Raw genomic sequence first — 25638 nt, 5'->3', positions numbered from 1 at the left:
GGCAGAGGGCGGCCCGCAGGGCCGGCCGGAGCCCCCATCACAGTTGACAGTCGACCCATGATACGAACGCGCTCCGGTTGATCGCCTCCGCGGCGCAGGGCTTGCCTTTCCGCGAGACATTCCATTCGCAGTATTCCTTGCCGAGCTGGGCGAACTCGTTGCCGAGCCAGAGCAGGCCCACCTGCTTGTCGAGATCGGGCTCCTTGAACTTGTCGCCGACGTGGAAAAACGCGCTGTTCGCGCGCTTGTGCGAGAGCGACCGGTTGAAGTCCGGCGTGCCCGTCTTCGAGGCGCGGGCCACGATGAAGAAATATCGCGCGCCCTTCCGCTCGACCCAGAGCTCCTCCAGCATCTTCTTGCCGTCGTCGTCGAGCTTCTCCGAGCCGTCGTCGTACATCACGACGCCCCCGCGATCCTTCAGCGGCGTGAAGAGCGCGTTGAAATCGTCGTCGCTGATCGAGGCCAGCGTCTTCACGTCGGCCGGCTGGCAGCCGCGTCGCGCGGCCCCGCCTTCGAGCCCGCATGCGTGAATCACGCGCGCCAGCACTTCCTTGAATTTCGGCGTGCAGTAGGGGGCCTCCGCGTCGTTCGCGATCGCCACCGCGGGCTTCACCGACTCCGCGATCCCCGTCTTCAGCCGCTCCGCCGAGGACTTCACCTCCGCGTGCACCGCAAAGGCGGACCCCGCGAGCAGCGTGCACCCGGCCACGATTCCGACGATTCCTGCGTATTTCATGGCAACCTCAAGTCCGGCGCGAGCTTGCGGATGCTGTAGGCGAGGCCGATGTCGCTGTCCTCGTCACAGAGCCGCGTATCGCCGAGGAAGAGCTGCGGCGTGCTGACCTGCAACTGGTTGTTCACGATGTGGCGGAGCATTCGATCGAGCCGAAGCTTCGTGTCTTTCGAATCGATGCACGCGTCGAGGTTCGACCATTTTTCCCGGATCGCCGAGCGCACGGTGGCGAGCCCCGCCGGCGACTTCGCGCCTTCGAGCAGCCGCTCCTGGTTGTCGTAGGCCCATTCGAGCACGTCGACCGCGCGGTTCTCCCCACAGAGCACGGCCTTCGAGACCAGGCAGGCGCCCGGGTGCAGCGGGCGGTCGAGCATCCAGTTGCACTCGTTGTCGAGCGGGAACAGCACGAGCGTCGTGTCGAGGCGCTCGAAGATCCCGTCGGCCTCCAGGCGCTTGTGGAACGCCTTGCACGTCGGGCAAAGCGGATCGACGAAGAGCGTCGCCGGCTGCTTCGCGCCGGCCGGCGTGTGCCGGAGCAGCGCGTTGTTTGGCTCGGTGGGCTTTGCGAGCTTGCCGCAGCCCGTGATGTACGACGCGTAGCTCGGCAGCGCGCTCAGGTAGATCAAGGTCGGCGTGATCGTGAAGATCCCGAGCGCGAGGAGCCAGCCGGGCACGAGCCAGAGCGAGCCCACGGGCCGCCCGGCGCCCGCGCCTTCGGCAGCGCCCTCCGGTTTGTCCGCCGCCGGAGCGGGCGCGCCCTTCGACCGCGCGTCGAGCAGGAGGAAGATTCCGCTCACGGCGAGCAGGACGGACGAGATGTAGATCCCGACGCACGTCTTGCAGTACTGCCCGAGCTTGAGCGCCGAGATCGCGAACATCAGCGCCGAGACGAGCAGGGGCGTGAGGCTCACGGCGCCGAAGAACTGGGCGGCGCGGCGCGGGGCCCGGGGCCCGGCGAGCAGGAGGTAGAGCGCGTAGGACGCGAAGAACGCGAAGGCCCCGACGGCGAAGAGCGAGATCGGGATGCCGCCCCAGTACCGATCGCGGAAGAGCGCGGAGTACGGGCTGTACATGGCCGCGCGGCAGGCGTTCTCACCCGCCCCGCCGGCGGCGAGCCCGGGGATGAACGAGCAGTGGATATCGTGGACCTGGCGGTCGAGGTGCCTCGAGTAATCGAGCGTCGAGAGGCCGCCAAAGACGAGCCCGATCAGCGATGCGACGAGCGCGAGGGCCGAGGGCCAGCGACGAGGTGCGCCGGACATGTCGTGGGCTTACGCCGACAACCCCGGCCCGTCAAACGGTCTCTAGGGTGGCGCACCGAACGGGCGGAGGTGGAAAGGAGCGTTCCCAGTCTGCGCAGACGGGCATACCGGAGAAGAAGCGAGCGTCCGCGATCCGTCTCGGTTCCGGACGGCACCACCGTTGCGAGGCGGTGAGGGCGGAGGCCCACCAGGACCTCGGGGGGGAACCAGGCTCGTCATGCCCCGGCTTCCCGAGCATCCATGGGTCGGAGGAGACAAAAGCCATGAAGAAGCTCTTTGGTCTGATGGCCGCGGCCGCGCTCGTGGTGAGCGCCGGCGCCGTGAGGGCCGAGGAAGGCGCGCAGCAACAGCCGCAACAAGGCGCCGCGCCGCAGCCGCAGCAGCAGCAGCCGCAGCAGCAGATGCAGCAGCGCAAGGAGCAAGCCAAGCAGCAGGCCGCCCAGAAGATGGCGCAGGCCGGGATCGGGCGCCATCAGGTGACGGGCCGCATCGTCGACATCGACAAGGAAAAGGGCGACCTCAAGGTGGAGACCGAGCGAGGCCAGCTCGAGTTCAACTTCCCGCCCGCGTCCCTCCAGAACTACAAAGAAGGGGATCAGGTGCGGCTCGATGTCGTGATCCGGCCGGCCCAGCAACAACAACCGGCGCCGCAGCCGAAGCAGGAGCAGCCGCAACAGAAGCAATAGGGCAACGGCCCGTGGCTCCGCAGTGTTTCCGTTCGAACCCGGGGGAGCGGCGCGCCTCGCGTCGGCTCCCCCGCCTGTTTGTCCCGTCGAATCATTCGACGAATCGACCAGAGAGGGAACCATGGCAGCACGGAGGTTCACGCAAGGGATCGTCGCGCTCGCGACGATCACGGCGGCGAGCGTGGCAGGCGCCCAGGGGTCCGGCGAGGAGGGCAGCGTCCTCCTCGATCGCGCCTTTTTCGGGCTCGACGCGGATCAGAATGGGAGGATCGAGCGGCAGGAGGCGACGGCGCAGCTCAACATGCTCGTCGGCGCCGTGTTTTTCCGGGCCGACGCGGACGGCGACGGCGTGGTGTCGGCCGACGAGGCGCGAGAGGCGTCGGCGTCGATGCCCGCGCTGTCGCGGGTGCTCGGCGCGCTGACGGGGCAGATGTCCGGCGAGTCGATCGACGCGCTGGAGGCCCGGATCGGGGTGACCTGGGGCGCGTCGATCTCGGCCGCGCAGGCGCACGAGGCGACCGAGCGCGCGGTCGACGCGCTCTTCGGCGCCGTGGATGCGGACGGCGACGGGACGATCTCGCGCCGCGAGCTCCACGAGGGAGCCGCCGCGTTCGCCGCGCGGATGGCGACGTCCGCGTTCGAGAAGGCCGACGGGAACGGGAACGGCACGCTCGACGTGCGCGAATTCGAGGCCGCCATGCTGGTGCCGGCGCGCGCGGCGTTCGCGGCCGCCGACGCGAACGAGGACGGGGAGCTCTCCCCGGACGAGGCGCAGGCCGCGACGACGCTGCTTGGCAACTGGGTGTCGCTCGTGCCCGCGGCGGCAGGGCGGGCGCAGCCGATGAGCCCCGAGTTCGAGCGGCGGATGCGGGAGCGGATGCGGCCCGAGGGCCCGGGGCGCGAGCCGCGTTGACGCGCGGGGAGGGGCCTTGCTACCACGCGGCATGCCCCTTCAGCCCTTCGACGACGCGTTCCTCGCCGACCTGCCCTACGACCCGGAGGTCCTGCTCTTCGATGCGATCGTCGAGCTCGACCCCGAGGGGAAACGCGTCGTCTGCCAGATGCCCACGGACAAACCGCTGCCGTTCACGACCTCGCAGCGCGCGCACCCGGTGCGCCACCCGCGGCACGTCGCGGGCGCGACGATGGTGCACGCCTCGGGGATGCTGGGGTTCATCCATTCGTATTACCTCCACGGAATGCGCCACGCCGCGGGCTGGATTGGCTACGGGACGCACCTCTACCAGGTGGTCTTCCGCAAGCTCGTGCCGCCGGGCGCGCCGATCCTGGCGACGTGCCGCGAGGTGCGCGCGCGGCGGGGCGCGACGAAGCATTTCGTGCGCTACGCGTTCGAGTTCCGGCACGAAGGTGACGTGTGTTACGAGGGCGAGCAGAGCGCGGTGTGGATGAAGGTGGGGGAGGGGGACACGATCACCGTGGAGGAGGGGTGAGCGAGCAGCTTGCCCGGGAGCATCGTGGCCGGTGAGGATGAGGGGCGTATGGCGAACGAGCCCGAGCAGATCACCCCGGAGCGCGTGGCCCGCGTGTTCAAGGAGGCGGGCTACGACGTGACGCAGGCCGTGGGCGCCGAGCCCGGCGTGGTCGACTGGTTCGCGACGAAACGTACGGGGTTCGACCGAGCCAGGACGTACTTCGAGGTCTGGCCGAGCTGCCCGGGGGCGGAGGGGATCGGGCAGGCGATCGAGGCGCTGGAGGAGCGACGGAAGGCGAGGAAGGCGGAGCGGGCGCTGGCGGTGGTGCCGACGGGGAGCTTGCCGGCGGGGCATCGGACGGACATCACGGGGCGGACGGCGGAGGTCGTCACGTGGAAGAGGCTCGTGCTCGAGCTGTCCGGCTTCGTGGACCTCGTGCGGCGGCAGGTGGCGGAGTACGTGAGCCAGGGGCTCGACAGGTATTACATGCCGCGTCGAATGAAGAGCGAGAGCGGCGAGGTGGTGGATGTCGTCGACGGCATTCTCAAGTGGCTCGACGGCCGTCCCTCGAAGGATCTTTTCCTGAGAGGCAACCCCCGCCGTGATGCTCGTTCATTTTTCCCGAAGGCTTGCTATGAGAGCGCCAAAGCCTGGTTAAGAAGCCCCGAGGACCGGTGGCTGCTTTGTGACACGAATCTGTACGAACATGCGCTGAACGCGCGGATCCCGGGCCGATTCCTGGCGCCGCTCTGGAACGGTATTCATGTATCCGATCCGGTGCTCATCGTGGACGCCTACGTATGGGACCGGCGCGATGAGGCGAGGGAGCAATTCGATCTCGTGCCCTATGATCGGGAAGAGATCGAGGCATGGTTCGTGGGTCGGATCTCGAACGAGTCCGTGCGACAAAAGCTTGTGGATGCACGCACGCAGAACGAAGCATTTCGAAAACTCTCGGACGACATCGTCAACGCGCGTACATTGCTCGCCGTTCTCGACTCCGAGGACCGTGAACTCGGGCGCCTGGAAGGGACCGAGTGGATCTCCATCGTCGTGCATCGTTACATGTGCCTGCTCATCGAACGGCCCATCCCCATCGAGGAGCTTTGGCACCTCGATTTGTGGGAAGAGGCAGCGCTCGAGCAATTCGCCCTCGAAGCTGCCCCGAGGCGATTCTACGACGCCCATGAATACCTCAGCCTCGGGATCGACGAGGAGGCGAGCTGGTTGATGTGGGACCCGGATGTTCCGCAGGCGTCGTTCAGAAATGAGCTCATCCACCATTACTTCCTCGCCCGAAAAATCGCCGCCGACCCGAACATCCTCACCCGCCACCAATTCCCCCGCGAATACGTCCTCCTTTTCCTCGCCCTCATCTCCCCCGAGGCCGCCTCGATCGCCACCGCCGACCGGAGCGATGAGGTCCGCAAGGAGATCGAGGATCAGGTCGAGCGACGTCTCCAGGCCACGCTCGGGCATCAGCTCCGGCGCTCGGCCGGCGCCCTACGCGCTCAATTCAACACCCTCAAGAAGCGGCTGCGCCCCGAGGACCGCGACGCCCTGGAATACGAGCTTCGCCGCATCGATCACGAGATCGAACACCAGCGCGCCCTCGCCGAGCAGACCCGCCGCTGGCACGAGGTCCCCGAAGCCGCCATCACCGGCGTCGTCGTGCGCGACGTCGCGGAGGCCAGCCTGGAGCGGATCGCCGCGCAATACCCGGCCATCGCCCGCACCCTCGATATCGACGCCGCCATCCGTGTCCGGGCCAGCCGCGACGTCCTCCAGGAGATCCTCGACTCCCTGATCGAAAACGCCTTCCAGGCCATCACCTTCGGCCCCGGCACCGTCACGCCCCGCGTCGTCGTCCCCGCCCGCTCCGAAGGCGACACCGTTCGTATCGACGTCATCGACAACGGGCCCGGCGTGAACCCTGCGGATCGGGAGCGCATCTTCGGCCTCTACGTCACGACCAAGAAGGGCGGGGACAAGCCGCTCGGGACGGGCATGGGATTGCCCATCGCCCGCCGTTACGCCGAGCGCGTCGGCGGCATGGTCGACATCGATCCCGACCACGCCGGCGGCGCGTGCTTTTTGGCCCGGTTCGTCGCATGGAAGGAGCCCTCATGAGCGAAGCGAAGCCCAAGGTCCTCGTCATCGAGGACAACGACGCGAGCGCGAGCGACTACGTTCGATGGCTCCGGGCAGACGGCTACGTCGTCGAGCGCGCCTCGGCCCGGAAAGATGGGATCGAGAAGGCCGCGCAGGTCTCCCCGGAGGTGATCCTGCTGGACCTCCAGATCCCCTCCGCGCCGGATCGAGCCGACGAGGACGTCCAGCACGGCATCGCCACCCTCGAAGCCCTCCTCGACGTCGCCCCCTTTCGCCCCGTCGTCGTGATCACGGCGCACAGCCGCGACCGCGAAATCATGCGTCGCGTCCTTCAGCAGAACCGCGGCGGAGCCTTCGTCTTCAAGGACGCCGACGATCTCGAGCGTGAGATGCTGAAGGCCGTCGTCGTGGCGCTCAAGAGCCCCGCCTACCGGATGAGCAAGACCGTGGCCGAATTCCGGGCCCTCGTCGATCGAAATGAGAAGGAGGACGAGTACCGCAAATTCATCCACCGGCACTGGGACGTCATTCTCGGCCCGGAATACAAGAGCTGCGAGTCGCCGTACGAGATCTCCCGCGGCATGAAGGTCGATCTCCTGGCTGTCCGTCAGGACGGCTTTGCGGATCTATGGGAACTCAAGCGGCCGAGCGACTCGATCTTCTCGGATTACAACGGGCTCATGCACCACAGCGTCGAGTGTGCGCGGGCCATTGGCCAGATCATGCAATACCACGACGCCGCCGCGCGCGAGCCGCGGCAAGGGCTCCTTCATCACGACATGCGGAGGGGCGTGAGCATGGAGCTGCACCGGCCCCGCAGCTACGTGGTGATCGGTCGGTACCGCGACGCCAGAGAACGCGAGCGACTCCGCCTGGAAAACAGCTTCCTCGCAGGTCTCGCCATCCTGACCTACGACGACCTCATCGAGCGTGCGGAGCAGCTCCTTGGGTTCCTCTCCCGCTATCGAAACGGGGAGGACCACGGCTAAGCTTGCCGTGACCGAACTCGCCGGAAACACGAGGAAGTGGAAGCCGTCCCGGGATCACGAACGCCCCAGTGCCGTGGCCCGGTACCTACCGCACGAACTTCACCCGGATCGGCGGCGTTTTTGCGGTCTTCGGCCGGCCCTGGTCGTCCCGCGCAGGCGAGTAGGTTTTCGTCATCGCACATCGAAGCATTTCGTGCGGTATGCCTTCGAGTTCCGGCACGAAGGTGACGTGTGTTACGAGGTTGAGCAGAGCGCGGTGTGGATGAAGGTGGGAGAGGGGGACACGATCGGGGTGGATGTCCCGGAATGAGGGCGGAAGGAGGGCCCCGCGCTGGGTCCCCTGCTCCCGGATGTCGATCCCCCCCTCCCGAGACTTGATCCCCGTATCCGTTCGTACAATCCCCCGGTCCGGAGAAGTGATCCCCCCGGTCCGGCAAGGGATCCCCCCGGTCCGGCAAGGGATCCCCCGTATCCGTTCGTACAGTCCCCCGGTCGGGACGGTGATCCCCCGCGGGGGATCGGTTTCCGGAGCAGGGGAGGGACGTGGGGGGAGGCGGGGCGTTCCTTCCGCCCGTGCCGTGCGCGGTTCCCTACCGGACGAACCTGACCCGGATCGGCGGGGTCTTCGCCGCCATCGGCCGGCCCTCTTTGTTGAGCGCGGGTGAATACGTCCTCGCCATCGCGCATTGCGCGGCGACCATGCCGAACCCATGACCCGGATCGCTCACAATCTGCACCCACTCGGGGGATCCGTTGGCGGCCACCGCGACCACCAGGACAACGGTGGCGTCGTCGATCCCCGCCGCATCGGACGCTGCTGGGAATTGGCAGGCCCAAACGTTGTTCCCTGGATTCGTGGGGGGCGGCATGTTGCCGCTCGTATGGTCTTGCTTGGCCACGCCGAACGCGACCTTCTCGATGCCGGCCTGCTTCAGGAGGTCCATCGTGTGCACGACGCTTTTCCAGAGGGTCAGCCCGTCCGCCTGGATGACGGCCCGGACATCCGGGACCTGCTCGTGGGCGCGTTTCGCCAGCGCACGCACCTCCTCGTCGGACGGGACGACTTGCCCATCGATCCTTATGGCGCCGTTCGGGCCAAGCACGACGGTGAAGACATTGGCGTCGTTCGTCGACTCCGCCGCCTGTGGCAGGTCGAAGGGGAGTGCCGGCGTCGCGGGCGCAACCTCGGAGGGAGGCGACGCAGCAGGCGTCGGCACAGCGGCCTGGCACGCGGCGAGCAGCGGGAGCGAAACGAGGGCGAACGGAAGGGAGGGTCGCATGGCGTCGGCGTGAAATCGGATCACGGCGAGAGCTTCAGGACGAAGATATCGTCGGATCCCTTCGAGGTGATGACCTTGTCGGGCAGGTTCATCGACCCGTCGAAAAAGCCCGCGAAGATCGTGTTGCCCTCGCGGTCGATGGCCATCCCCTCGGCGATCTGGTGGGAGGTGTTCCCGAATCGTTTGGCCCAGAGGTATTTGCCGTTCGGATCGAGCTTGAGCGCGAAGAGGTCGTAGTTTCCCGCGCCGAGCTCGCTGTTGCCGAGCGCGTCGTCCCCGGTGAACTGGAGGAATCCTTGATAGCTGCCGGTGACGATCACGTTGTCGTGTTCGTCGACGGCGATGGCCCTCCCCTCCTGCGCGTGCGTGCTGCCGGCGCGGAGGCTCCAGAGGTGCTTGCCCTCCGGATCGAATTTCGCGACGAAGAGGTCGGCGTCGTCGTTCGCCAGGGTCGAGAGCGGCTCGCCTCCGAAGTTGACGGTGCCGGTCATGTCGCCGGTGAGCAGGATGTTGTTCTGGGCATCGATGGCGAGGGCGCGGCTGCGTTGCTCGGCGTTCGCGGCGCCGAAGACATGCTGCCAGAGCGGCGTGCCCTCCGGGTCGAGCTTGGCGAGGAGAATGGCGCGGTTGCCCACGCTCCCCACGTCGGTCAGTGGCATGCCGAGGCTCATCGAGCCCGAGAACGCCGTCGCCAGGACGATGTTGTCCAGGTGATCGACCACGATACGGCAGAGGAGGTGGTTCGGCACGCCCCCCGGGTTTCCATTTCCGAGGCGCTTGCTCCAGACCGGCGTGCCGTCCTTGTCGAGCTTGGCGAGGAAGATGTCCCGGTTCGTCGCGATCACCGGCTGGTTCGGAACGAATTCGAGCGAGCCCTCGAAATACCCGGCGATGAGGGTCTCGCCCTTCGAATTGACGGCGATCGTGGTCCCGAGCTTGGGCTGCGTGGTGCCGTCCCCGTATTTCCGGGTCCAGGCGAACATGCCGTCGGGGTCGAGCTTCGCGACGAACACGTCGCTCTGGCCCCCGTTCTGGAGCTTGTAGGCGCCCGGGAAGAGGTCCCCATTGAAATATCCGGTCAGGTGAACGTGTCGGTCGGCGCCCACCGCGATGCCCGTCACGTATTGATGAGTATAATCGCCCTGGAAATCCACCCGCGATACGTACGTGCCGTCCTCTGGCTTGAATTTGGCGAGGAAGATGTCGGTGGCTCCCCCGTGCGGGATGTCTGTCATGCCCGTGAACGAAAAGCCGTACTCGTAGTTCCCCGTGACGAAGATGGAGTCGTCCATCGGATCGAGGGCCATCGCCACGGCGCGCTGCAAAAAGAGCGCCCCGAACGCCTGCCCCCAGAGGTAATCCCCCTTCGCCGCGCCGCCGGTCCCGCCGGCTCCGCCGGCTCCGCCGCCGCCCGCGCTCGACGTGCCGCCCTGCCCACCCATGCCGCCCGCGCCCGCGTCGCGCTCGGGCGACGGGACGGCGTCGGGCGTGAGGCAAGCCGCGAGGAAGAGGGTCGACGCGCTCAGAACGACGAAAGGTTTCATTGAAATCGACTCCCGATGGCAGCACCTGCGATGTTCGGTCCGATCCACGGGACGACCACGGGGCCTGCCGAAGCTCCCCGCGAGGGTGACTTCTGCCCGAGGACGAACCCCGTCACCGCCGCGCCGAGCGCGAGCACGCCCCCGGCGCCGAGGCCCACGAAGAGCGCGAAATCGCGCTTCTTGCGAGCGTTGTCCTCCGCCGGATTGTATTGCGAGAGCGGCGGACAACCGTTCTCCAGGTCGCCCTCGCAGAGCGCCTCCTGCTTCCCCTCGACGCGCGCCTGATCGATACGGAACCCGGCCGCCGCGACGCCGAGCGCGACGCCCCCGCCCGCGGCGACCCACGCCCAGACCGGGATGCGCCCGCCGCCCTGGGAGGCCCCATCGCTGCGTTCCGGTTCGAGCTTGATGGAGAGCTGCTCCGTCTTGCCCTCGGTCGCGGTGAACGAGGTTCGGATCGCGCGGAAGCCCGGCGCCTGCACGGCGATCGTCTGCGGGCCCGGATCCACGGGGATGACGCTCCCGAGCATGGCCGCGGGCACCTCCTGGCCATTGCGCGTGATGTAAAGGCCGGGGGGCGGGTTCACGACGGTGAGTTTTACGCGGGGCAGCTTCGGCTCGATCTGGGTGATGCCTTCCTTCGCGATCGTCTCGAGCGCGCTTTTCCGCTCGGCGCCCGGCGTCTCCTGGTTGAGCACGAGCGACCGCTTGTAGGCCGACCACGCCTTGGCGAGCTTGCCCTCGTGCTCGTAACACTTCGCGAGGTTGAGCATCGTGCTCGGCGCCGCATACACCATCAAGCTCGCCTCGAACTTGGCGCAGCCGGCGGCCCAGTCGCCCTTCTCCACGAGCTCCCGCGCGCTCTCGAAGAGCGCCAGCGCCGCGGGATCCGGCACGGCGGTCTCGGCCGCGGCCGCGGAAGCCGGCCACGCGGCCGCCACGAAAAGGCCGAGCCAGGCGGCGCGCCGGGTATGCCTAGCAGCCTGTGGACTTATCTGCTGCGCGCCCCGAATCGTCGGTCGACATCGCTCGAAATCCTTCTGGATTCCTCGCTCCGTCGCCCTAGCTTCGGGGCGCTCGCGACGATAAGTCCACAGGCTGCTAGAGGGTCTTGAGCTGATCATAAAGGGATGACTTGCTGGCTGGCTTGGACGGAGCGCTGTGCGACGGAGCTTTTCCGCGAGGCGAAGCCGGCGCGCTGGACGCCGGCGGGGTCGGGAGCGTCGACGCCGTGGCCGTGACCGCGGCCGTGACCGCCTCGGGGGTCGTCAGCGGCGCCTGCGGGGACGGCGGACGCTCGGGGGGCGCCACGTTCGCGCTCGCGGCCGGGGCTGCATTCGCGGTTTTGGTTTCCTCCTGCGCCGGACGCCGCGCGACGAGGACGACGAGCGAGGCGCCGAGGAGCAAGGCCACGAATGCGACCACGATGGCCATCCAAGGGGCCTTCGAGGTCTGCTTGTCCGAGGCGGGCCCGGGCGGGATCCCGGGCGCCGCGGCGAGGGCCGGGGAACGAAGCACCTCGGAGGGCGCGGTCGCCGGCAGCGCCACGCCGAGGGACGCCGCGAGCGCGGCGATCTGCTCCGACGCGCTCTCGAACCTCACCGCGGGCACGATGTCGGTGGCCCGGGCAAACCACGCGTCGAACGCCTCGGGCAAGGTGACGCCATATCGCTTCGCGCGCTGCGTCGGCGGCTCCTTCGCGCCCTGCATCATGGTCATCAGGAACGAATAAACGGTCTCGCAGGTCTTCGCCTCCTCCCCCCAGTAAGGCTGCCCCACGAGGAGCGCATACGCGATGTGCCCGAGCGCATACAGGTCGGAGCGCGGGCCGATCGTCCCGTCCCCCGTGATCTGCTCGGGCGACATATAGGGCGGCGTGCCGAGGTTTCGGGTTTGTCGGTCGGCGGCTTCGCTTTGCGCGACGATCTTCGCGATCCCGAAATCGAGGACCTTCACGCGCGGCGAGCCGTCGTCGCGGTGCGTGACGAAGAGGTTCTCGGGCTTGAGATCGCGGTGGACGATGCCCGCCGCGTGGGTTTTGTCGAGCGCGCGCGCGACCTGAAAGAGCAGCGCCACGATCTCCGCCGGCGCGAACCGGCGGCGCTCCTGGAGGAGCGTGGCGAGGTCGTCGCCCTGGAGCAGCTCCATCGTGAGGAACGGCGCGCCCGTGTCGGGATCCACGCCGGCGTCGAAGGTCTCGACGAGGTGCTCGCTCACGATGTCCGCGGTGATCGTGGCTTCGAGCTTGAACCGCTCGCGCATCTCGGCGTTCTGGATGATGCTCGGCAGCATCACCTTGAGCGCGCGCCGCCGCCGCGTCTTGAGGTCGACGACCTCGTACACCGCGCCCATCGCCCCGGCGTTGACGGAACGCACGATCTGGTAGTGACCGTGGAAGATCGAGCCTTCCGGCAACTCCGCTCGTGAGAGGGTGTTCACGCGAACACCATCGTACCCTGGTCCGGCGCGGCGGTTCAAGAAGGAGGGAGCGGCGGGGACCTGCTGTCAGCGACGAATGCGAGCGGGCGCGGTTCCGTGGGGCACGATCGCGGCCACGATTGCCCGCGCCCGCGAGCCGGGTTTCACTTGGGCGATTCCATGATGCATTTCTGATCGCAGCCGTCACCGGGGGTCTTGTTGCCGTCGTCGCACGACTCGAAGCCCGCCTGCACGATGCCGTCGCCGCAGCGCGGCCCGAGCGTGCAGCCCGCGGCGCATTCGCCGTAGCCGCCGTCGTTCGTGCCGTCGTCACAGAGCTCGCCGAAGAGGCTGTCGATCTGGCCGTCGCCGCAGGACGCGCCCATCTTGCAGCCCGGCGCGCACCCATTGCCGTACGGGGTCAAATTGACGCCGTCATCGCACTCCTCGTTGCCCTCCGGCTGCAAGATGCCGTCGCCACAATACGGGCCCTTCTTGCAGTCGGGCGTACACGAGCCGTAGCTGCCGTCGTTCGTGCCGTCGTCGCAGGCTTCGTTCGGGGTGAGGACGCCGTCGCCGCAGACGCTCTGGCAGGTCGATTTCGTGTTCACGAAATTGGAGAGCGTGAGACGGTAGTTCGATTGCGACGTGTGCCGCTCGGCCTGGAGCACGACGGTCTCGTAGATCTTGCCGAGCTCGAGGCCGAGCTCCGCCGCCTTCGCCGCGTTGAGCAAGACGCCGCCCGTCTGCGCCCCGTGCACGCCGCCGAGGTTCACCGCGAGCCGCTTGTTCACGAAGACCCACACGTCGTCGTCGCCCGTGAAATCGAGCTGCTCGTTGCCCTTGTACTCGAACCAGTACCGGACCTCGCTCGTGAAATGGAAGTTGTTCGCGTTCCCCTCGTTGCCGAAGGCGATGCCGTTCAGCGGGAAGAACGTCGAGTCGTCGAACCGGTACGCGCCCGACGGCAATTGCGTCAGCGTGAGCTTCTGCAGGACCGTGAAGTTGACGCCCGCGACGTCGCGGTACCATTGATCGAAGTTCGCCTTGCCCGAGGTGGTCGGCGTCGTCGGGTTGCCCGCGTAGACGGGCTTGCCGTCCGGGCCGAGCATCGACTGCACGATCCCGAGGTCGTTTCCGCTGAAGTTCTCGAAATCGGGGTGCGCGATCTTGAAGTCGCGCAGGACGATCGGGATCTCCAGCGTGTTGCCCGCGTTCTGCGCGACGTCCTGGCAGGAAAAACCCGGCTCGATCTGGCAGGTCGAGGAGCAGCCGTCGCCGTCCGCGCTATTGCCGTCCTCGCATTGCTCGTTGTCGCCCGGGAGCTTGAGGCCGTCGCCGCAGGTCGACTTGCACGCGCCCATCGCGCAGTCGGGCTCGCGCTGGCAGAACGGCGTGCAGCCGTCGCCCATGTTGTTGTTGCCGTCGTCGCAGGGCTCTTTGCCCTCGACGATGGCGTCGCCGCAGACAGTGGCCTTGCAGGGCATGCCAGGCGGGCAAACCCACCCGATTTCGAGCTGGCAATTCGCGTCGCAGCCGTCGCCGGCCACGGCGTTGCCGTCCTCGCACTCCTCCTGGCCCGCGAGGATGCTGTCGCCGCACGCGGCGGCCTGGCAGGCCGCGCCGATGACGGGGCACTGCCAGCCGAGCTCGACCTGGCAAACCGCGTCGCAGCCGTCGCCCGGCGCCGCGTTCGTGTCGTCGCACGTCTCGGCGCCCGTGACCTTGCCGTCGCCGCAGACGACCGTGCTCACGCAAGCCATGCCCGGCATCGGGCACGCGTAATCCTTCTCGATCGCGGTGCAATCGTTCGAGCAGCCGTCCCCCGCGTTCACGTTGCCGTCGTCGCAGACCTCCCCCGGCTCGATGACCCCATTGCCGCACACCGGGCCACAAGGCCCGCCGTCACAATCGCCCCCGCTGCCCCCCGCGCCGCCCACGCCCCCCGCGCCGCCAGAGCCACCGGAGCCAACGAAAAACCCCCCGTCCCCGCCCTCGCCCCCGCCGCCGGCGTTCCCACCGTCGGGCGCGCCGCCGCTCCCCGTTCCGCCGGGCGTGCCGGGGGACTCGCCGCCTCCGCAGCCGACGGCGATCGCGCCGGCGAGGGAAACGGCCGCGAGGGGGAAGAAGATCAAGGCGTGTTTGCGTCGCATGGGGAAGCTCCTTTGCCAGGGGTGGTGTCCGCAGAGGGCGGGACGATCGTGGAAGATACCGCAAACGGGGAGGCCGGGGGGACCTCCGGCAAGCCCTTGACCGGTTCGCTGGCTCGCTCGAGGGCGGAGCGCGTGGGGGCGACGACACCCTCGTCAGACCGGATTGCTATTCCCTATCCCGACAGCTCGCATGCGCACGAACGTCGAGCCACGGGCTATCCGCAAAAGCAACCCGATCCAGCCGGACGATGTCCCCCAACGAGGCAAAGAGCTCGCCAGGCAATGCGTCGAGCGTGATGGGAGGGCCGGGAGCCGCGACGAGTTCGTACGCATGCATCGACTCTCGTGAAGTACGATGGACATCGCTCCAATCGTAGACAAACAGGCCCCGCTCTGCGAACGCGACAAAGTCATCAGGTCGCACGATTGTGATCAAGAGCCGGGCGCCGGAGACACGGGGCAATTTCCAAACTTGCTCCTCGATGTCCTCCACGGGCATAGGGTCGGTATGGAGCGCCTGCACGGGGATCGGACCCGTCCCTCCCGTAACAAATGCACCGACATGCCCATCACGATCTGTAGCCAGCCAGACGCAGTCAAAGCCATCCGGATACGGTCTCTCCATCGCGCACGCACCTTCCTCACGCCAAGAGCATCACACCCGTGCTCGCCCGTCGCGGGGTCCTTGACGGGTCCGCTAGCTCGCTCTAGCCCGGAGAGCCCCCGAGGCCTTGCCCCGCTCCCGTCCGAACCCCCATGTTCCTCCGAGCCCCATGAGCGAAACCGACATCGACCCCCTGCGCCGCGCCCTCGCCGAAGGCGCGCTCCTCCTCCGCGCCCCCGAGCTCGGGACGCTCTCGATCCGCGGCAAGGACCGGCAAACCTGGCTGAACGGCATGATCACCTGCGACCTCGCGCCGCTGAAGGCGGGCCAAGGCGCCTATGGGTTCGCCGTCGCCAAGACCGGCAAGATCCTCGCGGAGCTGCGGATCCTGATCGACGACGACCGCCTCCTCGTGGGCGCGCCGCGGGATCGGATCGCGCCGCTGATCGAGCACTTCGATCACTACGTGATCATGGAGGACGTCGAACTCGAAGACGTGAGCGCGGAGGTCGCGTGGGCCGTCGCCCATGGCCCCGGGGCGAAGGATCTCGCCTCGCTCGCGCGTGCCTACGGCGCGATCGCCGCGGCCTCCGTGGACTCGTCGGGCAAGGGCGGGGCGCTCTTCGCGTTCGAGCCGGCTGCGGTGGATGTCGCGCTCGAACGCTTGGAGCGCAAAGGATCGGCGCCCGCGCGGCTCGCGGAGGAGGCGGCGTGGGAGGCGCTCCGCGTGGAGATCGGCCTCGGGCGCTGGGGCAAGGACTTTTCCGAGGAGAACTACCCGCAGGAGGCCTCGCTGGAGCCGCTCGCGGTCTCGTTCCAGAAGGGCTGCTACCTCGGGCAGGAGGCCGTGTTCATGCTGCAAATGCGCGGGCACGTGAAGAAGAAGCTCGTGCCGATCTCGATCGAGGGCGACGCTGAGGTGCCCGCGTCGGCGGAGATCACGGACGCCACCGGCAAGGTGATCGGCGCCGTGACGAGCGTGGCGAAGGGGCCCGAGGCGGGTCGTGTCCTCGCGCTCGGGTACGTGAAGTACAAGCACGCGACGAAAGGCACGGCGATCTCGGTGTCGGGGCGGCCGGCCGTCGTTTCCTGAGCGGCCCAAAAAAAGCGGCGCGCGGATCTCGATCCGCGCGCCGCAAAGACGGCCAGCCCTATCGGGATTGGATCAGGGGAAGATGTCGCGCTCGCCGTAGGCCGCGGCGATTCGCTGAAGCGCGACGGCGTAGGCCGCGACGCGCATCGAGCATTTCTTCTGCCGCGCGAGCTCGACGACCTCGCGGTAGGCGCGCTGCATTGCCTTCTCCAGGCGCTCGTCGACCTCTTCGAGCGTCCAGTGCTCCGAGCGCTTGTTTTGCACCCACTCGTAGTAGCTGACGGTCACGCCGCCGGCGTTCGCGAGCACGTCGGGCAGGATGTCGATGCCGCGATCGATCAGGATCCGCTCGCCCTCGGGCGAGCAGGGGCCGTTCGCGCCCTCGGCCACGAGCCGCACCTGGAGCGACTTCGCCTCGTCGATGCCGATCTGGTTCTCCAGCGCGGCCGGGATGAAGATGTCGGCCTTGATCTTGAAGAACTCCTCGCGGCTGATCGTCCTGCCGCCCGGATACCCCGCGATCGAGCGGTTCTTCTTGACGTAGTCCTGGAGCTTGTGGGGGTTGAAGCCCTCGGGGTTGTAAAGGTACCCCGAGTGATCACCGACCGCGATCGTCGAGGCGCCGAGCCGCGACAGGATGAGCGAGGTGAACGAGCCGACGTTGCCGAAGCCCTGCACGATGAGCGTCGCACCGCCGAGCTGGAAGTCGCGCTCCTCGGCCCACTCCTGGATCGTGTAGACGAGGCCCTGGCCCGTGGCCTTCTCGCGGCCGAGCGTGCCACCGACGGCGACCGGCTTGCCCGTCACGACGCCCTTGACCGACTGGCGGAAGAGGCTGCCGACGGTGTTCATGTACGTGTCCATGGCCCACGCCATCGACTTCGCGTCCGTGCCGACGTCCGGCGCCGGGATGTCCGTATCCGGGCCGATGTTCGAGCCGAGCGCGTGGAAGAACCGACGCGTGATCCGCTGGAGTTCGTCGCGCGAGACCTTGTTCGGGTCGAACTTGACGCCGCCCTTGCCGCCGCCGAGCGGCAGGTTCATCAGCGCGCACTTCCAGGTCATCATCGCCGCGAGCGCCTTCACGTCGTCGAGCGAGACGCCCTCGTGATAACGAATGCCGCCCTTGTACGGGCCGAGCAGGTTATTGTGCTGGACCCGGTAGCCTTTGAAGAGCCGGATCGAGCCATCATCCATCTTCACGGGGAAGTTGATGATGATCTCGTTCTTCGGCTGGCTGAGGATCGTCTGGATGTACTCGGGCAAATCGATGACGCGGGCGGCCTCGTCCAGATAGCCCTGTACGACCTTGAAGAACTCGTACTTGTGGTGCTTCTCGACAGAGGCGGGCGGCACGCTCAAGGACCCGGCTGTGCTCACCGTCTGTTGGTTATCCATGGGTGGCCGTTCTAGTCCGTGCCAAAGCCCAAATCCATTTTTTGTTTCGCGGTCCCGCGCGCGCGCCGCGCGTCATTCGCCGATGACGCGCGTCATCGAGTCTTTTGCGAAAAAATTGCCATTTGTGCGCTGCAACATCACGCCCGCGCGACGGCGCGCGTCATTGGGTGGTCACACGATCGATCAAGGTCGAGGCCAGAAGAAGAGGACGTAGATGTATGTAAACGTCCCGGTCACCATCAACGCGTCGACACGATCGAGGATGCCGCCATGGCCGGGGACGATGCCGCCCGAGTCCTTGACCCCGGCCGATCGCTTGATCATCGACTCCGCGAGATCTCCCGCCTGGCCGAGCGCGCCCGCCACGAGGCCGAGCACGATCGCGTGGTTCAAGGGCAAACTCTTCAAGTAGAGATAGTGCCCCGCGAGGGCCCCGACGACGGCTGCCACGAGCCCGCCGACCGCGCCCTCGATCGTCTTCTTGGGGCTGACCGCCTCATAGAGCTTGTGTTTACCCAGGAACCGGCCCGCGAAATACGCGCCGGTGTCGCTGAACCACGAGAGCGCGAGCGCGAGCACGACGAATCCCGGTCCAGAATCGCCGCCGTCGCGCCGGAGCATCGCGAGCGAGCCGAGCCCACCCCCGAGCCAGAGCGGGCCAAACCCCATCGCTGCCGCGCGCAGCGCCGCCGTCTCGATCGAGCCGAGCCGCGCGAGCGTGATGAAGAGCGCGATCGTCGGCAGCAGGAAGACGAGCGTCACGAGCACGCGCGCGTCGGTGCCGAAGAGCCAGAGCACGGCCATCACGCCGAGCGTGACGCCGATGCCGAGGTACCGCGATACGGCGTCCTCGGGATGCGTCATGCCGAAGAACTCGATCGCGCCGACGAGGAGCGCGACCGCGAGGAAGAGCGCCCAGCCCCACGGGGGGCCGAGGTAGAGCAGCGCAAGGATGGCGGGGATGCCGACCAGCGCCGAGAGGAGGCGCGTCGCGAGATTGCTACGGGCAGCCAAGGTCAAACCCTCATCGCCCCGCCGTCGAGGGGCGAAGCCGTGCGCGGAGACGTAGCATGCGAAAGGACGCGACCGAAGCGCCTCTCGCGACGCTGGTAGCTGGCGAGCGCCTCGAAGAGGTCCTCTTCCTTGAAGTCGGGCCAGAGGACGTCGGTGAAGGCGAGCTCGGCGTAGGCTGCGCCGAAGAGGAGGAAGTTCGAGATCCGATGCTCGCCGCCCGTGCGGATGATGAGATCCGGCTCGCCGACGCCGAGGCTCGGCAGGCGCGAGGCGATCGCGCGGGTGTCGATCGACGACGGATCGAGCTTGCCCTCAGACGCCTCGGTCGCGAGGTCCCGCGCCGCCCGCGCGATCTCTTCCTGCCCGCCATACGAGAGCGCCAGCGCGAGCGTCATCTTGCAGTTGTCCCCCGAGGCCACGCGCAGCGGATCGAGCGCCTCCCGCACGAACGGCGGCAGCCGCTCGAGGTCGCCGATCGCGACGAGCCGGATCTCGTTGTCGAGGATCTCGTTTCGCTCCGAGACCAGAAACTCCCGCAAAAGCCCCATCAGCGCGTCCACTTCACCGATCGGCCGCGCCCAGTTCTGCTCGCTGAACGCATAAAGCGTCAGCGCGGTCAGCCCGAGCCGCCGCGCCACCCGGACCACCCTGCGCACCGCCGCGCTGCCGGCCTTGTGGCCAGCCTCACGAGGTTCGCCGCGCAATTCGGCCCAGCGGCCGTTGCCGTCCATGATGATCCCGACGTGGTGTGGCAGGTTGCTCGCGTCTACGTACGTCATCACTGTCTCGAACGCCCGAGAGGCGCCGCGCAGTTTCCCCTGTTGACTACCGACTGTCGACTGTTGAGTCTCCCGCCATGAGCATCGGCCTAGGTTTGACCGTCACGCTTCGCGTCCGTATCGGAGCCCACGACGCCCACTACGCGGGCGAGCTCGTCGATGGGGCCCGCATCCTCGGCCTCTTCGGCGATGTCGCGACGGAGCTGCTCATCCGCCTCGACGGCGACGAGGGCCTCTTCCGCGCCTACGAGGCCGTCGAGTTCCTCGCGCCCGTTCGTGCCGGCGACTACATCGAGGCGACCGGCGTCATCACGAAGGTGGGCAACACGTCGCGCACGATGGCCTTCGAAGCTCGCAAGGTCGTCGCGAACGTGCGCGATCCAGCGCTCTCGCCTTCCGCGGCGGACGCGTTCGCCGAGCCCGTCGTGGTCTGCCGCGCGATCGGCACGTGCGTGGTGCCGAAGGATCTGCAGCGCCGTCCGCGCCTCGTGCTCCCCGCGCTCTCGTCGCCCGGCCCCGAGCTCGTGGCCAAGCTGCCCGAGCCACGCCCGATCATCACGCCGCCCCCGCACGTGATCGTCACGCCGCCCGAGTCGCCGCTCGTGCTCACGGCCGCGATCGTGGGCGCCGAGGTGACGCGCGCGCACACGCCCTACTTGCCGATCACCGCGCAGGAGCTCGCCGACGAGGCCGCTCGTTGCCGCGACGCGGGCGCCGCCGTGATCCACCTGCACGTGCGCAACGCCGACGGCACGCCCTCGCAGTCGACCGAGCTCTTCGGCGAGGCGATCGGCCGCATCCGCGAGAAGACGGACGTCATCATCCAGACCTCGACCGGCGGCGCCGTCGGCATGAGCGTCGAGGAGCGGCTCGGCCCGCTCGCGTGCAAGCCCGAGATGGCCACGCTGAACTGCGGCACGATCAACTTCGGCGACGACATCTTCGTGAACACGCGGCCCGACATCCGCGCGATCGCGCGCCGCATCCGCGAGGCCGGCAGCATCGCGGAGCTCGAGTGTTACGAGGTCGGCCACATCCACGAGGCGCTTTCCTTGCTGAAGGAGGGTCTCCTCGGCGCGCCGCTGCACTTCCAGTTCGTCCTCGGCGTGCCCGGTGCCATCATGCCGAGCGAGGAAGTCGTGCTCTTCATGCGCTCGCAGATCCCCGCCGGCGCGAGCTGGGCCGTCGCCGCGGTCGGTCGTTACCAGCGGCCGATGACCGAGCTCGCGATCAAGCTCGGTGGCCACGCGCGTGTCGGCCTCGAAGACAACATCTACCTGGAGAAGGGCGTGCTCTCCGAGGGCAGCGCGCCGCTCGTCGCGCGCGCCGCCGCCTACGCGCGGAGCCTCGGCCGCGAGATCGTCGACCCCGATCGCGCCCGCGTGCTCCTCGGCATCCCCACGACCGCCGCTTGATCGTGCTGCGATCCCAACACCTCCCCGCCCGGAAACCATGACGTCGCCGCGAGGCACCTTTCTCGATACCCTCGCGGCGCACGCGCGCTCGCGTGGACCGTTCGTCCTCGGGATCGCGCTCGTCGCGCTCCTGATCCGCGTCGCGACGAGCCCAGCGCCTCCCGCGCGCAGCGTCGAAGCCATCGCGGCCATGCTCGGCGCCTCCGTGGGCGGCTCCGTGCGGCCCGAGGATTTCGTGTGGGAAGAGCGCGGCGGTCTGGTGCACGACGCCATGCTCGGCCGCCGCGTGCTCTTCCTGGCGGCGCGACCGAGCGGCGCGGATGCCACGCCGACGAACGATCTTTACCGCGCGGAAGTACGTATCTCGCGCGGCGGTCGGCCGGTCGCCGTGCGCAGGGTCGTCAACCTGACGAACACGCCGCTCGGGCACGAGCACGACCTCGCGGCCCACGGTCGCTGGGCCGCCTACGCCACCAGCGCGGACGGCGTCGTCCAGGGGATCACGATCCTCGATCTCGCGGGCGACGCAGCCTCGCAAGCCGCGCGTACCCGGAGCGAGCGCCTGCGCGCCGCCGTGGAGAACTGGCTCTCCGAGGGCGCGCTGCGTGGCATCGGGGAGATCGCGGTCCTCTTCGGCGCGCCGCCCAAGGAAGCGCGCTTCGAGCTCACGGAGGACATGCTCGTCATGGCCCTCGGCGAGAACGCGCTCCCCGCCGCGGTGACGCTCGCCGACGCCTCCGTGAACCCCGGCACGCGCGACGAGCACCTGCTGTCGGCGCAGCGCCTCCCACACGACGTGACCCCGTGGTCGCGTTTCCTCGAAGAGACCATGCGCGAGGCCGTCGGCGAGGGCGCCGCCGGCCGCGTGAAGCGGATCGTCACGAGCGTCCGGACCACGGCGATCCACCTGCGCGAGGGCACCGCGTCGCCGCCGCCCGAGCTGCCCGCCGCGCCGCCCACCGAAGTGCCCTCGGATGAAGGCTTCCCGCCGCCCCGCGTGGCCACGAAGCGCGAGCGGACCCTGCCCGGCGAGGGCCTGTGGCTCCCGGCGCCCGCGCCCTTGCCGATGAGCAAGCCCGAGGCGCCGCCCGCGATCTTCACGACGCTCGTCCGCCCGGATCCCGATCGCCCGCACGCCGTCGTGCACCTCGTCGCGATGGACGGCCGGCGTCTCGAACTGCGCCCCATGCCCGGCACGCTCGCGCCGCGCACGCCGACGGGTCTGCGCGGCGAGGGCCGCATCCCGGCCGCCGACGTGCCCGCGGCCGTCGCCGTGTTCGCGGGGGGGCCACCGGCAAACGCGCCTCCGCTCGGCCTCGTCGTCGAGCGCCGCGCCTTCCTGCCGCCGCGCCCCGACGCCTCCACGCTCGCCGTGGATCGCTTCGGCCGTCCCTCGATCGGCGCCTGGCCCTTCGGCGCGGACGTACCGCCGGGGATCCGCTCCCTCCGGCAAACCGGCGCGCCGCTGGTCACGTCCGGCCACGTCGGAAAACTCTCCGAAGCCGACGCGGTCCTCGCCGATCGCTCCGCGCTCTGCGTGACCGAGGCGGGCCACCTGATCTACGGCTGGGGCGAGGCTCTGCCCGCCGAGCTGCTCGCGCGCGCGCTCGTGCTCGCCGGCTGCCGCGAGGCCCTCCCGCTCGCCACGAGCCCGGATCCCACGGGCATCGGCTTCTTCCAGCGAACGGGTGACGAGATCGGCGCGCGCACGCACGTGGCCGGCATGTCGCTCCTCCCCGAGCGCGCGCTCTCCGGCTCGCCCACGGAGCTCGTCTACGTCGTCGTGCGCAAGGCGAACCCGGATGCGCCGCTGCCCGAGGGCGTCGCGTGGGAGCCGGATCCCGGCACGCAGCCCACGCCGCTCTGGCAACCAGGCATCTACACGGCGACGGTCTCCAAGCTCGGCGCGCAGGTGCGCCTCGCGTGGTTTGCCCCCGAGCGCTTCACCTTCCACATCCGCGCCGGCGAGAAGGAGCTCTCGCACCGCTTCGGCGGCACCTTCCCGGCCGCGCTCTCCGATGCCGAGCGCCCCCACGTCCTCGCCGCCGCAGGCCTCGGCACGGGCCGCCGCAAGGCCCCGCGGGGCCTCGCGATCGACGGCTCCATCGGCCTCAAGTTCGGCCCCGGCGCGGGCGTGCTCGTCGTCGGCGAGGGGCCCGTGCGCATCGACAAGAGCGAGGCCTTCACGCCCACGCCCGACGCCGACGCGAGCGAGCTACCACTCACCGCGGACGAAGGCCGCCCCCTGCCCGAGGCGCGTGTCGTCGGCTCGATGCGCCCGCGCGCGGCCTTGTGCGCGCTCGGCGACGGCGCGGTCCTCCTCGCATCGACGACCTTCGACACCGACGAGGCCACGACCGAGGCCCTCGTGGACGTGGGTTGCGCGCGCGTCGTGGCGCTCGATCGCGGCGCGCACTTGAACGCCTTCGTCCACCGCGCCGGCGGCGAGACGGGGCCCGAAGCCCGGTACGAGCAGACGACGCTCTACGTGCTCGAGAGTCCCATGCGGGGGCGCGCGTCCGCGCTGGTGGGTCCTCCAAAAGCGAACTAGGTCGCCCCTCTTCCGCGCGGGAGAGGGGAGGGGGCGCGGCTAGGCTGCGGCGCGCTGGATGAGGATCTTCAGCCGCCCGAGGGCGCGCGCGTGGAGCTGCGACACGCGCGGCTCGCTCACGCCGAGGTGCGCGCCGATGTCCTTCAGCTTCACGCCGTCGAAGTAGTGCATCCCGACGATCTGCCGCTCGCGCTCGGGGAGCTGCTCCATCGCTCGGAACAACGCGCGGTACGACTCGCGGGCCTCCAGGGCTGCCGCCGGGTCCTCGTCCTCGGCGACGAGGTGCACCTGCTCCTCGACCGGCGTGAGGTCGTGCAGGCTCACGAGGCATGTCGGCCGCGCGGCGCCCGACTCGCCTTCGCGCGCGGCCGTCACGGCGGCGCGCCGGCGCCGGCTCAGCCAGTCCTGCGCGCGCAGCTCGTCCACCACCGCGCCGCGGATGCGCATGCGCGCGTACCACTCGAACGTGTCGCCCCCGTTGCCGCCGTTCCTGCGGAGCGAGTCGAGCAGCCCGAAGACACCTGCGGCGAGCAGATCGTCTCGCAGCACGTTCGCCGGCAGCCGCCGCGCGATCTGCGCGACGATCTGGTTCACGAGCGGCAGGTAGCTCTTGAGCGTCTGCGGGCACACCGGTGCCAGGCTTCCCTCCGGGACGGTCCGCGCGCGTCGAGGCCGCACGTCGGACATCGGGGCCTCGGGAAGCGAGCGGCGACCGACCATGCTGGCGGGCTCTTGCGGGGCGCAGGGCGACACCATGGCCGTGCACCCGCTCAGGTCCGCCTGGGCGATGACGGTCGCGTCTCGTTCCTGAACATCCTGACGGTGGAAGTAGGACTGCTGCATCTGTTCAGGGACCTCGTGATGTAAGCAACGTTCGTGGCACATCCTTGTGAGGTGGCAAGGAGCGGCTCGTCCCAAACGTACACTGGTCCCGTCCTCCAGAGAAGGACCGCAAACGAATCTACACCACGCATTCTGCACCAGGAAATTCCCTTAGACTATCAGGAAAATCCCTAAGGCTCCCGACGATGGCTGGGTCAGTTCTGACCCGGCTTCGACGGGTTTCGAGGCGTCGGATCCTGCGTGCTGGAGTTTCCAGTTGAAGGATCAACGACTTGCGAAGGGGGGGGATGGGGTTCCCCGGACCCACCTCCCTGCGCGGGGGATGTGGGTTGCGTTTCTTTTCCTACCCCGGCGGGGGTAGGGGTCGCGCTTGAAGGCGCTTGATCCACGTCCGCCGTCGATTCGTCTGCCGATGCCTGGGCCACGGGGGAATCGTAGCGGGGGGCCTCACCGGGTCTGGAGTAGTCGATCCAGAAGGCCTTCGTGGTCCGGACATCGAGGTGAACGAATGTGCTGTTCGGATAGTAACCTACACCAGCATTGCGGAAGGTCCGACAGAAATCGCGCAGCATCGTGTTCGGAACACCCTCGATGCTGAAATCGATGGCCCTGCCCAGGTTGTGGTTCGAGTGCTTGGTGTACTGGGTGGGGGAGTAGGGCCGGAACCCACTCGTGATGTGGATCGTGCGCCCACCAAAATGATCGCTGACCATGCCGAGCAGCGTGGCGAGGCGGGGATCGATCGCGGTCTTCGCGCCTGAAGGCCCGTGCCGCATCATCTTGCCGAGCCCCGTGAGCGCCGACGGCACGAGCCGCCCGTGCTTCGTGAGGAGCTGCGTCTCCAGGCGCTCGCTGCCCCGTACGATCTTCACGAACCCCGGCCGCTTCGGTTTCATCACGAGCGGCTCGGGCTTCGCCGGCTTCGGGTCGCCCTTCTTTTTCCCCTTGCCAGCGGCGGCGCTCTCCTTCGCGTCTGCCTTCTTGCCGTCCTTCGCCGCTCGTTGCGCCGCCGCCTTCTTCGCGGCCTCCGCTTCTTTCCCCTTTTCGGGGATCACGAGCTCCTGCCCCGGCTTGAGGAGCTGCCCGGGACGGAGCCCATTTGCCGCTCGGATCGCGTCCACCGTCGTGCGATACCGCTTGGCGATCTGGACGAGGACCTGACCCTTGGCAACGACGTGAACGACGTCCCCCGCCTCGGCGTATACGGAGAGCAGCGCTGCCGCCGCGCCGGCCATCAAGGCCACGCAGCGGAGCCGGAACGAAGATCGAGCCGGTTTCGAGGCGTTCGCGTCCATGTGTGATGTATTCAACGTTGCTCGGGGGTTCGATAC

20 protein-coding genes are annotated in these 25638 nt (G+C 68.5%); 8 read left to right on the top strand and 12 right to left on the bottom strand.

Going from position 1 to position 25638, the window contains the following annotated elements; all coding sequences use genetic code 11:
* Nucleotides 1-37: 37 nt before the first annotated feature.
* Nucleotides 38-736 (bottom strand): OmpA family protein, encoded by a 699-nt coding sequence (locus E8A74_RS29680; protein ID WP_136932469.1) that lies wholly within the window; start codon nt 734-736, stop codon nt 38-40.
* A complete protein-coding gene (locus tag E8A74_RS29675) occupies nt 733-1995 on the bottom strand; it encodes a vitamin K epoxide reductase/DsbA family protein (protein ID WP_136932468.1) in 1263 nt (420 codons plus the stop codon). Before E8A74_RS29675 ends, E8A74_RS29680 begins: the two co-directional genes overlap by 4 nt.
* A 263-nt stretch (nt 1996-2258) precedes the next feature.
* Between E8A74_RS29675 and E8A74_RS29670 the strand changes: the two genes are divergently transcribed.
* The 5 genes from E8A74_RS29670 to E8A74_RS29650 all read left to right on the top strand — a co-directional run bounded on the left by E8A74_RS29670 (nt 2259) and on the right by E8A74_RS29650 (nt 7215).
* Nucleotides 2259-2681, top strand: coding sequence for a hypothetical protein (locus tag E8A74_RS29670; RefSeq protein ID WP_136932467.1), 423 nt, complete (start codon nt 2259-2261; stop codon nt 2679-2681).
* Between the two features lie 121 nt (nt 2682-2802).
* On the top strand, nt 2803-3594 hold the full coding sequence (locus tag E8A74_RS29665; RefSeq protein WP_136932466.1) for an EF-hand domain-containing protein: 792 nt from the start codon (nt 2803-2805) through the stop codon (nt 3592-3594).
* Between the two features lie 31 nt (nt 3595-3625).
* Nucleotides 3626-4132, top strand: coding sequence for a hypothetical protein (locus E8A74_RS29660; protein WP_136932465.1), 507 nt, complete (start codon nt 3626-3628; stop codon nt 4130-4132).
* 48 nt (nt 4133-4180) lie between these two features.
* Nucleotides 4181-6244 carry a sensor histidine kinase gene (locus tag E8A74_RS29655; protein WP_136932464.1) on the top strand — a complete coding sequence of 688 codons (2064 nt, stop codon included), beginning with the start codon at nt 4181-4183 and terminating at the stop codon, nt 6242-6244.
* Complete coding sequence (locus tag E8A74_RS29650; protein ID WP_170229474.1) at nt 6241-7215, top strand: Shedu anti-phage system protein SduA domain-containing protein; 975 nt, start codon at nt 6241-6243, stop codon at nt 7213-7215. Before E8A74_RS29655 ends, E8A74_RS29650 begins: the two co-directional genes overlap by 4 nt.
* A 590-nt stretch (nt 7216-7805) precedes the next feature.
* Here E8A74_RS29650 and E8A74_RS29645 read toward each other — a convergent pair.
* From E8A74_RS29645 to E8A74_RS29625, 5 genes are all read right to left on the bottom strand, one after another.
* Entirely contained in the window at nt 7806-8495 is a 690-nt protein-coding gene (locus E8A74_RS29645) for an ExbD/TolR family protein (protein WP_136932462.1), read from the bottom strand.
* 20 nt (nt 8496-8515) lie between these two features.
* Entirely contained in the window at nt 8516-10039 is a 1524-nt protein-coding gene (locus tag E8A74_RS29640; RefSeq protein ID WP_136932461.1) for an NHL repeat-containing protein, read from the bottom strand.
* Entirely contained in the window at nt 10036-10980 is a 945-nt protein-coding gene (locus tag E8A74_RS52855) for a peptidase associated/transthyretin-like domain-containing protein (RefSeq protein WP_170229473.1), read from the bottom strand. Before E8A74_RS52855 ends, E8A74_RS29640 begins: the two co-directional genes overlap by 4 nt.
* 160 nt (nt 10981-11140) lie before the next feature.
* Entirely contained in the window at nt 11141-12478 is a 1338-nt protein-coding gene (locus tag E8A74_RS52850) for a serine/threonine protein kinase (RefSeq protein WP_170229472.1), read from the bottom strand.
* 143 nt (nt 12479-12621) lie between these two features.
* Nucleotides 12622-14610: a DUF4215 domain-containing protein gene (locus tag E8A74_RS29625; protein ID WP_232379798.1), complete on the bottom strand. Its 1989-nt coding sequence runs from the start codon at nt 14608-14610 to the stop codon at nt 12622-12624.
* Between the two features lie 773 nt (nt 14611-15383).
* On the opposite strand from E8A74_RS29625, the gene ygfZ reads away from it, so the two are divergent.
* Nucleotides 15384-16307, top strand: coding sequence for a CAF17-like 4Fe-4S cluster assembly/insertion protein YgfZ (ygfZ, locus tag E8A74_RS29620; protein ID WP_136932460.1), 924 nt, complete (start codon nt 15384-15386; stop codon nt 16305-16307).
* Nucleotides 16308-16379: 72 nt separating this feature from the next.
* Here the strand turns inward: ygfZ and E8A74_RS29615 are convergent, their stop codons facing one another.
* The 3 genes from E8A74_RS29615 to uppS form a co-directional block, all read right to left on the bottom strand.
* Nucleotides 16380-17705 carry a Glu/Leu/Phe/Val family dehydrogenase gene (locus E8A74_RS29615; RefSeq protein WP_136932459.1) on the bottom strand — a complete coding sequence of 442 codons (1326 nt, stop codon included), beginning with the start codon at nt 17703-17705 and terminating at the stop codon, nt 16380-16382.
* Between the two features lie 183 nt (nt 17706-17888).
* Complete coding sequence (locus E8A74_RS29610; RefSeq protein ID WP_136932458.1) at nt 17889-18719, bottom strand: phosphatidate cytidylyltransferase; 831 nt, start codon at nt 18717-18719, stop codon at nt 17889-17891.
* A gap of 2 nt (nt 18720-18721) precedes the next feature.
* Nucleotides 18722-19498, bottom strand: coding sequence for a polyprenyl diphosphate synthase (gene uppS / locus E8A74_RS29605; protein WP_136932457.1), 777 nt, complete (start codon nt 19496-19498; stop codon nt 18722-18724).
* A gap of 77 nt (nt 19499-19575) precedes the next feature.
* Here uppS and kal/cle point away from each other — a divergent pair, with 77 nt between their 5' ends.
* Complete coding sequence (gene kal/cle / locus E8A74_RS29600; RefSeq protein WP_136932456.1) at nt 19576-20913, top strand: bifunctional 3-aminobutyryl-CoA ammonia lyase/3-keto-5-aminohexanoate cleavage enzyme; 1338 nt, start codon at nt 19576-19578, stop codon at nt 20911-20913.
* Nucleotides 20914-20950: 37 nt separating this feature from the next.
* Complete coding sequence (locus tag E8A74_RS29595; RefSeq protein ID WP_136932455.1) at nt 20951-23464, top strand: hypothetical protein; 2514 nt, start codon at nt 20951-20953, stop codon at nt 23462-23464.
* 39 nt (nt 23465-23503) lie between these two features.
* Here the strand turns inward: E8A74_RS29595 and E8A74_RS29590 are convergent, their stop codons facing one another.
* Both E8A74_RS29590 and E8A74_RS29585 read right to left on the bottom strand, forming a co-directional pair.
* The gene (locus E8A74_RS29590; RefSeq protein WP_170229471.1) at nt 23504-24307 is read right to left on the bottom strand and encodes a sigma-70 family RNA polymerase sigma factor; all 804 of its coding nucleotides are present in this window, start codon (nt 24305-24307) and stop codon (nt 23504-23506) included.
* Nucleotides 24308-24501: 194 nt separating this feature from the next.
* On the bottom strand, nt 24502-25602 hold the full coding sequence (locus E8A74_RS29585; RefSeq protein WP_136932453.1) for a peptidoglycan L,D-endopeptidase MepK: 1101 nt from the start codon (nt 25600-25602) through the stop codon (nt 24502-24504).
* Nucleotides 25603-25638 lie beyond the last annotated feature (36 nt).

The sequence above is a fragment of the Polyangium fumosum genome, assembly GCF_005144585.1.
GTDB classification, from domain to species: domain Bacteria; phylum Myxococcota_A; class Polyangia; order Polyangiales; family Polyangiaceae; genus Polyangium; species Polyangium fumosum.
Note: the sequence above shows the minus strand (reverse complement) of the source record. Positions and strands in the feature narration are given on the sequence as shown.